This is a genomic window from Mycobacterium sp. 1165178.9 (assembly GCF_001673555.1).
In the GTDB taxonomy this organism is placed as follows: domain Bacteria; phylum Actinomycetota; class Actinomycetes; order Mycobacteriales; family Mycobacteriaceae; genus Mycobacterium.
Window position 1 is genome coordinate 1 of record NZ_LZMB01000409.1, and the last position, 12,122, is coordinate 12,122.

General features: G+C 67.5%; 11 protein-coding genes. 3 read left to right on the forward strand and 8 right to left on the reverse strand.

The genetic code is table 11. From position 1 onward, the window contains the following. Window positions 1-691, forward strand: a 691-nt coding sequence (locus tag A5652_RS17895) for a sugar nucleotidyltransferase (protein ID WP_067354278.1), incomplete at its 5' end; no start/stop codon positions are given. Here A5652_RS17895 and A5652_RS17900 read toward each other — a convergent pair. From A5652_RS17900 to A5652_RS17920, 5 genes are all read right to left on the reverse strand, one after another. Further along, entirely contained in the window at window positions 633-1,907 is a 1,275-nt protein-coding gene (locus A5652_RS17900) for a YibE/F family protein (RefSeq protein ID WP_067354311.1), read from the reverse strand. The genes A5652_RS17895 and A5652_RS17900 overlap by 59 nt on opposite strands. Before the next feature lie 32 nt (window positions 1,908-1,939). Further along, the gene (locus A5652_RS17905) at window positions 1,940-3,232 is read right to left on the reverse strand and encodes a pyridoxal phosphate-dependent aminotransferase (RefSeq protein ID WP_067354282.1); all 1,293 of its coding nucleotides are present in this window, start codon (window positions 3,230-3,232) and stop codon (window positions 1,940-1,942) included. A 32-nt stretch (window positions 3,233-3,264) separates the two neighbouring features. Beyond that, complete coding sequence (locus A5652_RS17910) at window positions 3,265-6,300, reverse strand: (Fe-S)-binding protein (RefSeq protein ID WP_067354286.1); 3,036 nt, start codon at window positions 6,298-6,300, stop codon at window positions 3,265-3,267. Window positions 6,301-6,550: 250 nt separating this feature from the next. Next, a complete protein-coding gene (locus A5652_RS17915; RefSeq protein ID WP_067354289.1) occupies window positions 6,551-8,218 on the reverse strand; it encodes an Hsp70 family protein in 1,668 nt (555 codons plus the stop codon). Window positions 8,219-8,331: 113 nt separating this feature from the next. Beyond that, window positions 8,332-8,883 carry a hypothetical protein gene (locus A5652_RS17920; protein WP_067354293.1) on the reverse strand — a complete coding sequence of 184 codons (552 nt, stop codon included), beginning with the start codon at window positions 8,881-8,883 and terminating at the stop codon, window positions 8,332-8,334. 122 nt (window positions 8,884-9,005) lie between these two features. Here A5652_RS17920 and A5652_RS17925 point away from each other — a divergent pair, with 122 nt between their 5' ends. Then, window positions 9,006-9,647 carry a DUF1345 domain-containing protein gene (locus A5652_RS17925; protein ID WP_232001231.1) on the forward strand — a complete coding sequence of 214 codons (642 nt, stop codon included), beginning with the start codon at window positions 9,006-9,008 and terminating at the stop codon, window positions 9,645-9,647. A 16-nt stretch (window positions 9,648-9,663) separates the two neighbouring features. On the opposite strand, the gene A5652_RS17930 is transcribed toward A5652_RS17925, so the two are convergent. Then, a complete protein-coding gene (locus tag A5652_RS17930) occupies window positions 9,664-9,972 on the reverse strand; it encodes a hypothetical protein (RefSeq protein WP_067354314.1) in 309 nt (102 codons plus the stop codon). Between the two features lie 169 nt (window positions 9,973-10,141). Then, window positions 10,142-10,534 carry a heme-binding protein gene (locus A5652_RS17935; RefSeq protein WP_067354300.1) on the reverse strand — a complete coding sequence of 131 codons (393 nt, stop codon included), beginning with the start codon at window positions 10,532-10,534 and terminating at the stop codon, window positions 10,142-10,144. Window positions 10,535-10,704: 170 nt separating this feature from the next. Between A5652_RS17935 and A5652_RS17940 the strand changes: the two genes are divergently transcribed. Then, entirely contained in the window at window positions 10,705-11,622 is a 918-nt protein-coding gene (locus A5652_RS17940) for a DMT family transporter (RefSeq protein WP_067354304.1), read from the forward strand. Window positions 11,623-11,654: 32 nt separating this feature from the next. Here A5652_RS17940 and A5652_RS17945 read toward each other — a convergent pair. Beyond that, the coding region (locus A5652_RS17945) for a hypothetical protein (RefSeq protein ID WP_067354308.1) at window positions 11,655-12,122 on the reverse strand (468 nt) is incomplete at its 5' end.

Below are 12,122 nucleotides of genomic sequence, written 5' to 3' on the forward strand. Positions count from 1 at the left end.
GCGACTGCTGGCCGACGGCTCTCAGTTCGGCGTCAACATCACTTACGTGACGCAGGAACAGCCCGATGGCCTGGCCCAGGCATTCGTCCTGGGCGCCGAGCACATCGGCAACGAGCCGGTGGCTTTGGTGTTGGGGGACAACATCTTCTACGGGCCGGGCCTGGGCACCAGTTTGAGCCGGTTCCAATCCGTCAGCGGGGGAGCGGTTTTCGCCTACTGGGTGGCCAACCCGTCGGCATACGGCGTCGTCGAGTTCAGCGACGACGGCAGGGCGCTGTCGCTGGAGGAGAAACCCAAGACGCCGAAATCAAACTACGCGGTGCCGGGTCTGTACTTCTACGACAACGACGTTGTCGAAATCGCGAAGGGCCTGAAGAAATCGGCGCGCGGTGAGTACGAGATCACCGAGGTCAACCAGATCTATCTGAGCCGGGGCCGACTCTCGGTCGAGGTGATGACTCGCGGCACGGCCTGGCTGGACACCGGGACGTTCGACTCGCTGCTGGACGCCAGCGACTTCGTGCGCACCCTGGAGCGCAGGCAGGGCCTCAAGGTCAGCGTCCCCGAGGAAGTGGCGTGGCGGCGAGGCTGGATCACCGACGACGAGCTGGCCGAGCGCGCACAGGGCCTGGTCAAGTCAGGCTACGGCGGCTATCTGCTGGACCTGTTGGAGCGCAGTCGATTTCAGTAGGTTTGGCCAACACCGCGGCGATCGCCGTCGTCAGCGGCACCGACAGCGCCAGCGCAATGCCGCCCACCGCCGAGCGGGCGATCTCGATCGCCACGCTCTCGCTGGTCAGCACGTCGGTCAATGAGCGGTTGGCTACGCTGAACAGCAACAACAGCGGCAGCGAACTGCCCGCGTAGGCCAGCACCAGCGTGTAGACCGTGCTGGCGATGTGATCGCGGCCGACCCGGATGGCGCCCACGAAGATCGCCCGACGCGAGCCGCCGAGGTGGGCGAGCTCGAACACCGTCGAGGCCTGGGTCACCGTCACATCGTTGAGCACACCCAGCGACCCGATGATGAAGCCGGCGAGCAGCAGGCCCCCGATCGACACGCTGCCCAGATAGGCGCTGACGGTGCTGTTCTGTTCGTCCGATAGGCCGGTTAGGTGCGCCAACTCTATTGCAGCCCAAGACAATCCGGCTGCCAGCAGCAGAGCCGACAAGGTACCCAGCAGTGCGGCGCTGGTCCGCAGGTTCACCCCGTGCGCGAGATAGATGACCGCATACAGGATCGCGGCCGCCGCCACCAGCGCCACCGGAACAGCCGGTGCGCCGTCGCGCAGCGCCGGCAGCAGGAACGTCACCAGCACCACGAACGCGACCACGATGCCCACCAGCGCCAGCAGCCCGCGCCAGCGCGCCACGGCCACGATCACCACCGCGAACGCGATCGCCAAACCGCCGAGCGCCCAGCCACGTTCGAAGTCGTAGAACGCATAGCTGGTGGCGCCCTGGTCGTCGACCTGGCGGACGAGCCGAATGTGGTCGCCCACAGCGAATTTCGGCTGGCCGGGGCCAGGGGAGGACTCCAGCAGCGTCTGGGCCCCGGTGTTCGGTCCTGAATCGATCGAGACCTGGGTCAATACGCACCGTCCGGCGCCGGGCTGGGCCTGCTGCGGCGCGCCGGTGAGGACCTGGCTGGCCGACGGGCTGCCGCAGTCGCCCACCGCGCTGGACAGCACGTGCCCGGCCTGCGTGCTCACCGCGCCGCCGGCCGCGTTCTGCAGCGGCATTGGGATGTCGACGTGTTGTCGGCTGGGCCAGAGCACGATCGCGCCGACGGCTACCGCCACGCCGATCGCGACCAACAAGCCGACGACAATCCTGGCGGGCAACGGATCAACCGCGGGCGGGCCCTCCAATGAGCGGGCCATGGTGTGTGAGTGGGAGTGCGTCACCCGCTCCACCGTAGAGGCGACCGCGCGGACGCTTACGGTCGATAGCCGGTGAGGAAGTTGCCCAGCCGTTCAATCGCGGCCGCCAGATCGCGGGCCCACGGCAGCGTCACGATACGCAGGTGATCCGGCGCCGGCCAATTGAAGCCGGTGCCCTGGGTGACCAGGATCTTCTCCTGCAGCAGCAGGTCGAGGACCAGCTGTTCGTCGTCTTCGACGTCATAGACCTCGGGATCCAGCCGGGGAAACGTGTAGAGCGCGCCGGCGGGCTTGACGCAGGACACCCCCGGGATCTCGTTCAGCTTGGTCCACGCGACGTCGCGCTGCTCGAGCAGCCGCCCGCCGGGCAGGACCAGGTCGTCGATGCTCTGGTGGCCGCCCAGGGCCACCTGGATCGCGTGCTGCGCAGGAACGTTGGGGCACAGCCGCATGTTGGCCAGCAGGTTGATGCCCTCGATGAAGCTGCTGGCGTGGTCCTTGGGCCCGGTGATCGCGAGCCAGCCGGCCCGATAGCCGGCCACCCGGTAGGCCTTGGACAGGCCGTTGAAGGTCAGGCACAGCATGTCCGGTGCCAGCGTGGCCAGGTTGATGTGCTTGGCGTCGTCGTAAAGGATCTTGTCGTAGATCTCGTCGGCGAGCAGCAGCAGCTCGTGCTTGCGCGCCAGATCCACTATCTGGGTGAGGACTTCGCTGGTGTAGACCGCGCCGGTCGGGTTGTTCGGGTTGATCACCACCAGCGCCTTGGTGCGGTCGGTGATCTTGGACTCCATGTCGGCGACGTCCGGCTGCCAACCCTGCGTCTCGTCGCACAGGTAATGCACGGGCGTGCCACCAGCAAGGGAGGTCGACGCCGTCCACAGCGGGTAGTCCGGCGACGGGATCAGCACCTCGTCGCCGTTGTCGAGCAGGGCCTGCAGCGTCATGGTGATCAGCTCGGACACCCCGTTGCCCAGATAGACGTCGTCGACGTCGAAGCGGGGGAATCCGTCGACCAACTCGTAGCGGGTGACCACCGCCCGGCGGGCGGGCAGGATGCCCCGCGAGTCGGAGTATCCCTGGGCATAGGGCAGGGCCTGGATCATGTCGCGCATGATCACGTCGGGCGCCTCGAAGCCGAACGGCGCAGGGTTGCCGATGTTGAGCTTGAGGATGCGATGCCCCTCAGCCTCCAGCCGCGCGGCGTGCGCGTGCACCGGCCCGCGGATTTCGTACAGGACGTCCTGAAGCTTCGACGACTGCGCGAAACTGCGTTGCGGTCGGTGATGAGCCGACGCGTGCAGGGGCAGCTGATGGGTGGTCACACCACCAATGGTGCCATTACTGTCCACCGATATTTGCTGTCAAGCCGCAAAGATGCAGGTCAACGCTTCCCGGGCGGACGTGCCCCACGGGCGATGCCCAGGCCTTTGACCGGTGGCTGCGATGCTGCGCCGTCGCCGTCGGACTGCTCTGCCGGCTCGCCTTTGGGCGCCGACTCGGCTTCGGCCTCCGCGTCTCCCGCGGGCGCAGCCTCAGCCTTGGGCTCCTCGGCCTTCGGCGCCTCGGCCTTGGGCGCCTCGGCAGCCGGCGCCGCCTTCTTGGCGCCGGGTCGCTTGGCGCCCGCGGCGATGCCCAGGCCCTTGACCGGGGCTGCGGGTGCCTTGGCTTCGGTCGTGGTCTCGGTCTCCGCTTCAGGGGCCGCGTCCGCGGTTGCCTCGGCCTTTGGGGCCTCGGCAGCCGGCGCCGCCTTCTTGGCGCCGGGTCGCTTGGCGCCCGCGGCGATGCCCAAGCCCTTCGCCGGTGCGGCCGGTGCCTTGGCTTCTCCGCCTTCGGCCGGTGCCTCGGCCTTTGCCTCGGCCTTTGGGGCACCGGCCGCCGGGGCGGCTTTCTTCGCGCCGGGCTTCTTCGCGCCGCCGGCGATGCCCAAGCCCTTGGCGGGAGCGGCGGTGTCCACCTTGGCCTCTGCGGCCGGTGCGGCCGTCGCCTTCTTGGCTCCGGGCTTCTTGGCGCCGCCGGCGATGCCCAGCCCCTTGGCGGGCGCGGCGGGACCCGCGGTGGCCTCGGACTTCGGGGCCGCTTCCGTCTTGGCGGGCGCCTCGGCCGGCGCCTCCGCCGGTGCGGCTGCCGTGGCTACCGAGGCCTTGGGCGCCTCAGCCGCCCGCTTCTCGGCCTCCTTGGCGGCCGTGCCCTTCTCCGGCAGCGTGGCCTTGTCGTACTCGAGGGACCCGAGCAGGATCTGCGCGACGTCGAGCACCTCGACACCGCTGCGTCCGGCCTCCTCCTGACGGTCGTTGACACCGTCGGTGACCATCACGCGGCAGAAGGGGCAACCGGTGGCGATGGTGGCGGCCCCGGTGGCCAACGCCTCGTCGACGCGTTCGTGGTTGATGCGCTTGCCGATGTGCTCTTCCATCCACATCCGCGCGCCGCCGGCGCCGCAGCAGAAGCTGCGCTCGGCGTGCCGCGGCATCTCGGTCAGGTTCGCCCCCGCGGCACCGATCAGCTCGCGCGGCGCCTCATAGACCTTGTTGTGCCGGCCCAGGTAGCAGGGGTCGTGATAGGTGATGTCCTGCGACACCGGTGTCACCGGCACCAGCTTGTTGTCCCGGATCAGCCGGTTGAGCAGCTGGGTGTGGTGCAGCACCGAGTAGTTCGCGCCGAGCTGGCGGTATTCGCGGCCCAGGGTGTTGAAGCAGTGCGGGCAGGTGACGACGATCTTGCGGTCGACGGTCTCGGTGCCCTCGAACAGTCCGTCCAGCGTCTCGACGGCCTGGGCGGCCAGCTGCTGGAACAGGAACTCGTTGCCCGAGCGGCGCGCGGAGTCGCCGTTGCAGGACTCGCCGGTGCCCAGCACCAGGTACTTCACGCCGGCGATGGCGAGCAGCTCGGCGACGGCCTTGGTGGTCTTCTTGGCCTTGTCGTCGTAGGCGCCGGCACAGCCCACCCAGAACAGGTACTCGTAGCCGTTGAAGCTGTCGACGTCTTCGCCATAGACCGGAACGTCGAAGTCGACCTCGTCGATCCAGCTGGTGCGGTCCGATGCGTTCTGGCCCCACGGGTTGCCCTTGGTCTCCAGGTTCTTGAACAGCACCGAAAGTTCCGAGGGGAACTCCGACTCCATCATCACCTGGTAGCGCCGCATGTCGACGATGTGATCGACGTGCTCGATGTCCACCGGGCACTGTTCGACACAAGCGCCGCAGGTTACGCAAGACCACAAGACGTCCGGGTCGATCACGCCGCCCTGTTCCTCGGTGCCGACCAGCGGACGGGTGGCCTGGTCCGGCCCGGAACCCATGACGCGGCCGAAGCCGGACTCCGGGACGTGGTGGGCCTCGGCGTGCTTCTCGCCGGACAGTTCCTCGCCGACCCCGCCCTCCGGCGTGCTCTCGAGGGGACTCTCCTTTTGGCCCAGGATGTAGGGCGCCTTGGCCATCCAGTGGTCGCGCAGGTCCATGATGACGAGCTTGGGCGAAAGCGGCTTGCCGGTGTTCCACGCCGGGCACTGCGACTGACAGCGCCCGCACTCGGTACAGGTGGCGAAGTCGAGCGCGGCCTTCCAGCTGAAGTCCTCGATCTTGCCGCGGCCGAATTCGGCGTCGTCGGGCGGGTTTTCGAAGTCGATCGGCTTGCCGTCGTATTCCAGCGGAAGCAGCGGGCCGAGGCCGTTGGGCAGCCGCTTGAAGATGACGTTGATCGGCGCAGTGAAGATGTGCATGTGCTTGGAGTGCAGCACGATGATCAGGAACGCCAGCATGACCAAGATGTGCAGCAGCAGCGCAGTCGTTTCGATGATCTCGTTGGCGGGCTGGCCCAGGGGTCGCAGGATGGCGCCGAACAGTTGCGACAGGAAGGCCCCGTTGCCGTAGGGGAGCGTGCCGTTGTTGACCGCGGCTCCGCGCACGAACACGTATGTGAAGACGACGTTGAAGATCATGAACAGCACCAGCCAGGCACCGCCGGTGTGCGAGCCGTAGAACCGTGACTGGCGTCCGATCTCCTTCGGGCTGCGCATCAACCGGATGATGGCGAAGGTGACGATGCCCAGGAAGACGGCGGTCGCGAAGAAGTCCTGCAGGAAGCCGAGTGCGTCCCAGCGTCCGATGATCGGGATGTGGAAGTTGTCTTGGAACAGCAGCCCGTAGGCCTCGATGTAGACGGTGAGCAGGATGAAGAAGCCCCACATGGTGAAGAAGTGCGCCAGGCCGGGGATGGACCACTTCAGCAGCTTGCGCTGACCGAAGACCTCGGAGACCTCGGCCCAGACGCGTTTGCCGGGTTCGTCGGTGTGACCCGGGGCGGGCTTGCCGGACGTGATCAGCTTGAACAGCCACAGGACACGCCGTGCGGCGAGTGCGGCCACGACGAGCGTCATGCCCATGCCCACGATCAGCCTGATGAGCATCTGCGTTGTCACAGAAGGTCTCCCCAATGCATAGAAAATTCGGCCTGTACTTATTTGCCTGCTTAAGCCCCGCTCATAGTTACATCTTCGCGGCTTTCAGCGCGAGAAAGGCTGCCCTAACTTGGGAGTTCGCCGGTGCTCTGGCCTGCTGGTTAATACCCATTCACCGGATGCGACGCTTGCCGAGGTGATGAGCGCCACCAAATTTCGCTAAATGGCCCTTTTACCGCGGCCGGTCGGCGGCCGAGGGTAATCGGTCCCGTCAGCGCCCGAAGATGGGCGGCAGGGGCCGCACGCGCGTGGTCGTCGGCGCGGCGGTGGTGGTCGCCTGCGACGTCGTGGTGGGCGCGGCGGTCGTGGTCGTCGTAGTGCTCGGCGGTGCGGTGGTGGTGGTGGTTGTCGACGGCGCCGGCGCGGGCGTCGTAGTGGTGGCCGACGGTTCGGTGGACGGCGGCGGCGCTGGGATCACGGTGACGGTGGTGCTGTCGTTCGGGCCGGTGATGGTCACCGTTTGCGGAGGCTGGCTTGGCGGCGACGTGGGACTGACCGGCGTGGACTTGGTGAGCAGCAGATTGATCGCCAGGATCGCAGCCACCAGCACCGCCGCGCCCGCCCCGGCCACGGTCAACACCAACGCCGTGCGTTTGTACCAGGGGAGTCGCCCCTGGGCGGCGGCGTAGCGACTGCCTGTCGCGCCGTCGAATTCCCTTGCCTCGTTGGCGTACTCGCCAGTGGCGTCGCGCCCGGTATAGGGCACCGGCTCGTCGTGGTCGGCGTCCTGCGACCACGCCAGGGCGTCGTCCACGTCGGTGGCCTGGGCTCCCCACGCGGCCTGGGTCATGTCGAGCCCGGCGCTGCCCACCATTTCGGTCGGTGTTTCCGCGGCGGCGGCCGCGGCGGTCGGAGCTCCGCCCGACGCGTACTGCGGGCCGAGCACCGCCGCGCCGAGGGCGGCGGTGAGCGCCGGCTGCACGGTGCTGTACACCGGCACCCCGAAGCGCTGCGACAAGCGCGCTCTGAGCAACGGGATGTTCGCACCACCGCCGGCGATCGCCATGGCGCTCAGCCTGGTGTTCGGAATCGCGTTGCGCCGCAACGACTCATCGACCGACGAGAGGAACCGGTCCAGCGGTGCGGAGATCAGTTGCTCGAATTCGGTGCGGGACAGCTGGGCGCCCTCACCCGAAGCCCCGGCGATGGTGCTCACCGCGGCTGTCGACAGTTGTTCCTTGGCGCGCCGGCATGCGCCGAGCAGGCGCGCCTGCGGCCCGACCCGCGCGGTGCCGCCGAGCATGGCGGTGCTGACGTCGGAGGCCAGCAGGTGGTCCAGGATGAGCTGATCGATCGCGTCGCCGGAGAAGTCGGTGTACCGCGCGGCCGGGCCGACCGACGCAAAGCCGGCTTTGGCATCCATCAACGTGACGGTGGTGCCGCCGGCGCCGAAGTCGCACAGTGCAATAACGCCGTCGGCCCTGAATCCCGGCGTGCCGCGCAGCGCCGCGAGCGCGGCAGTCGCGTCGGAAACCAGCATCGGCGCCACCCCCCCGCGCGCCAGGTCGGACTGCGCGAAGAACTCCTCACGCAGCGCCGCGAACTGGTCGTGGGACCAGTAGGCGGGCACCGCGATGGTGATCGGTGTCCCGTAGCCGACCGCACGGGCCATGGCCTCGATCGCCTCGACCGTCAGAGCCGCGCCGAGGTATTTGGTACCGTCGGCCGCCACCAATGGCGCGCGGTCGCCGACGCGTTCGACGAATCCCCGCAGCACCAGTCCGGGCTCGGTCAGGTTCGGGTTTTCCTCTGGCAGGCCAACTTCGGTGGGTCGCTCTTCGAACAGGGTCAGCACGGAGCTGCGGGTTATCGGAGCGCTGCCCGCGCGGGCGGCAACCAGGTTGGCCACCCCTATCGAGAGCCCGAGCGACTCGCTCATGTGCTACACCCCTGTGTCAGTTGTCCCGCGCGATTGTCCTCACCGTAGCGACCGTGGATTGCAGCGAGTGTAGGGCTTCGCCGGCGCGGCGCGGTGGAACCGTGATCGGCTCGCTAACGCAGCCCAGGCGGCACCGTGACCGGATTCGGCACCCCTGGAACGGTGATCACCGGCGGCAGTTGCGGCAAATGGTGGTGATGCGACGGCTGCTGCGTCTGTCCGCCGGTGGGCTGCTGCTGTGGGGGCTGCTGCGCCGGTGGCGGCTGCTGCGCCGGTGGCTCTTCGCTGCTGGGCGAGGAGGTGGAGGTGGTGGTGGTCGTCGGGGTGGTCGTGGTGGTGGCCGTCGTGCTCGTCGTCGTTTTCGGGGTGTGGTTGACGGTCGGTTGTCCGTGAATGAGCTCGATGACGCCGAACACGATCAAAGCGATCAGGATGACGACGGAGATCAGCCAGGCGATGAGCATCGCGGGCTTGCGGTACCAGGGAGTCGGCTCGGTCTCCTGGTCAAACGGGTCGACGTCGCCGGGCTGCTCGAACCCCTCGGGGGGGTTCGGCGGGGGACCGGATGACGGAACCTGGCCGGTCGGGGGCTGTTCGGGTGCGCCGAAGTCGCCATGCTGGGTCGGCTGATTGTGGAAGTCGTCGCGTGGGCCATTGGATGCCACGGCACCGATGGTACTAACCGCGCCTGCGAATCGTCTGATGCCAGCCCGAGGCGACGCGGCCGCCCGATGAAGAACGTGGGCTGACGCCCTGCTTTGGTGGTTAGGTCGAGGTCGTGGATTCCCTGGTGAAGTTGTTTCGAGACACGGGCGCGGTCCGGATATCGGTCTCCGTTGCCCTCGGAGTCGCCGTCGCTGTCGTAGTGGGCAACACGGGCGGCTGGCGCTTCGCGCTGGCCGGCTGGATCGTCACCGCCGGAACGTACGTGGTGTGGACGCAGGTCATCGTGTTCGGCATGGACGCCGACCAGACTTGCAGGTGGGCAACGCGAGAGGATCCGACCCGGTGGCTGGCGGACGCGGTCATCCTGTCGGCGAGCGTCGCGAGCCTGGGCGGTGTCGGCTACGTGGTGGCCGCGGGTTCACGCGCGGGCCACGAAGCCTTTTTGGCCGCGATTTTCGGCATCCTGACCGTCGCGGCGTCCTGGGTCGCCGTGCACACGCTGTTCACCGTGCACTACGCGCGGCTCTATTACTCGGATGACCCGGGCGGCATCAACTTTCACGACCCCGAGCCGCCCCGCTTCCGGGATTTCGCCTACCTCGCCTTCACCGTAGGTATGACCTACCAGGTGTCAGACACCGAGATCGGATTGAGCTCGATCCGGGCTACGGTATTGCGGCATGCGCTGCTGTCCTACCTGCTCGGGGCGGTTGTCCTGGCAGTGACGATCAATTTGATCGCGGGGCTGGGCTCCAAGATCTGATGGGGTCACGCGACTCTTAGAAGCACCCGCTCACATGGATTCGCCGGCCGGCTCCCACGCAGACGCCTGCCCGCGGCGGTGGCGGAGGCGGCGGGGGCGGAAAGTCGCCCGGCAGCGGTGCGTATGCGTCCGGCGGCGGGGCAAAGCTGTTGACGGTATCGGCAACGTTGGTACACCCGCTCACCGAAACACGCCTGCCGGCGCTCGCGCACACGTCGGCGTGCGCCACACCGGAGGGCGCCACGACGGCGTATACCTCCGGAATCGCCGTCAGAGCCAGCACCGCTATCCCCGCGACAGTCCAGGACCGCACCCGCAGATTCATCGCGATCTCCTTCGCGTGATCGCCGCGATTCACATGGCCCGATGGCCCAATGAATGAGCTGAGCAGCATTATATTTTTTTGCCACCATCGTGAAACCCGAATTCGCCCAGCAGATTGTGCCCGGGCGAAAGTCGTCGGCTTCCAGGACATGGTCACCCCGCGCCCGTCGCTAAGGAGTGGCGCCGGCCTGGCCAAGCAATGGAGTCCACTGACAACGCTGCCTGATGTCGACCATCGGCTGGCGAATGCCCTCCAGGTCGGCTTGCTCCTGCGGGTTCGCACTGAAGTAGTTCTGCACGGCGCCCTGGATCTGATCTTTGGGCTGATCCTGAAGGCCGGTGTAGAAGCCGTTCACGTCGGGATGAAGGAACAGGTAGGTCGAAAGCGCCGACGCGACCCCCGCCGCGACGCCGGCTACGTTGGCAGCGGTGCAGTCGTCGGGGCGAGGCGGCGGATCGGCGGCGGCGGTCCCCGCGGTGGCACACCACAGCGTGCACGTCACCGCGCCGGCGCCCAGCGCGCCGGCAACCGCCCGGCGCGAAACGATCTCTGACAGGAACATGACTGGCTCCTAACTCCGGCAATCAATCTGGCCGCGCCCAATGCGGTGACCGCCTGGCTGTAGCTAAGCAAAATTGTCACCGATTTCTTGCGACGCGGCCGCTAGATTGCAGGAATCCGCCCAGCGGGCTTTCGGGGAAAGCAAATCCGGGGAAAGCAAAGAGGTCAGCTATGTCAAAGGTCGGTATCGCGCTGGTGCTCGCCCTGTGCGCCGCACTGGCATCGGCGTTCGGGAATGTGATTCGTCAGCGCTCCGCGCAAGAGATCACCGACAAACCAGTAGGCCACCTCGCCCTGTTCCGCAAGTCGTTGGGCGATACCCGTTGGTGGTTGGGCAGCGCGGGTGCCGTCGCCAATTACGGCCTGTTGGCCGCGGCGTTGGGGATGGGGTCGGTCATGCTGGTGACGGCGCTGCAGGTGACGGCACTGCTGTTCGCTTTGCCGATCTATGCGCGGCTGACGCATCACCGGGTAACCCGCTGGGAGTGGGTGTGGGCGGCACTGCTGGCCGTTGCGTTGGTCGCGTTCATCATGATCGGCCAGCCGGAGGCGGGGCGCTCACGGGGATCACTGGCGAACTGGACCATCGTGGCCATGGTGATCGGCCCGCTGTCGGTGTTGTGTGTCTTGGGCGCGCGGTTTTGGCCGGGTCGTCCGCCCGCGGCGGTGCTTTTAGCGGTGGTGGCAGGCTTGTCGCTGGCGGTGTTCGCCGTGCTGACCAAGGGTGTTGTCGATGCGCTCGGAGACGGTTTCGGCGCCCTGCTCCACGCGCCCGAATTCTATGTCTGGCTACCGGCCGCACTGGCCGGGATGATCTTTCAGCAATCGTCATTTCGGGCCGGCGCTTTGACTGCCTCGATGCCAACGGTGATCGTGGCCGAGCCGATGGTGGCGTCGGCGCTTGGGGTCATCGTGTTGGGTGAGAGCCTTCACGCCACTGGTCCCAAGGCTTTCGCCCTGGCCGCCGCAGTGCTGGTAGTCATCGTCGCGACCTGGGCCTTGGCCCAAGGTAAGGCCGCCACACTAGCCGCTCGCACCGGAAGCGATGTGAAAACTACCGCCGAGTCCGAGCTGCCATCGGATCGCTAGGCGTCCAAGCATCCCGTTCCGTCGCGGCGGATTTAGAACGACGACACCTTCTCGACGCTGACGAACATGCCGTGCTTGGTCTGGTCATTCGTGAAGCGGGTGCCGTCGGCGCTGGCGACGATCGTCCAGCCCTGCGCCGCATAGGTCTTGTAGTCGATGGTGACGGTCGGGATCGCCCCGAGGTTGCCCAGGACCCACTGCACCTTGCCGCCGGTGTTGATGCTGACGCCGTTGGCGTGCTCGCCGTCCTGCAGCGGGGAGTTGGTGAACGGTGCCTCACAGCCGACCGTGTCCTTGTTGATCTGGCAGCGCGTCACGCCGGATTTGGTCTCGATGAAGACGTAACCGTTCTGGTCGGGCGGCAGCGGGATCGCGCCCGCCGGAGTGGTCGGGTGCGTCGGCGCGGCGGACGGGCCCGGGCCCGGGGCCGGAGCCGGGGCGGCGGTGGCCGACGGCGCGGTGGGTCGGGGCGTGGGGAAAGATGGTTCGGTGGGCCCCGC

What these genes read in the sequence shown, in the direction of transcription:
- A5652_RS17915 (WP_067354289.1), bottom strand. Translation starts at nt 8,218, where the DNA reads ATGAGCGAGTCGCTCGGGCTCTCGATAGGGGTGGCCAACCTGGTTGCC.
- A5652_RS17930 (WP_067354314.1), bottom strand. Translation starts at nt 9,972, where the DNA reads ATGAATCTGCGGGTGCGGTCCTGGACTGTCGCGGGGATAGCGGTGCTG.
- A5652_RS17935 (WP_067354300.1), bottom strand. Translation starts at nt 10,534, where the DNA reads ATGTTCCTGTCAGAGATCGTTTCGCGCCGGGCGGTTGCCGGCGCGCTG.
- A5652_RS17940 (WP_067354304.1), top strand. Translation starts at nt 10,705, where the DNA reads ATGTCAAAGGTCGGTATCGCGCTGGTGCTCGCCCTGTGCGCCGCACTG.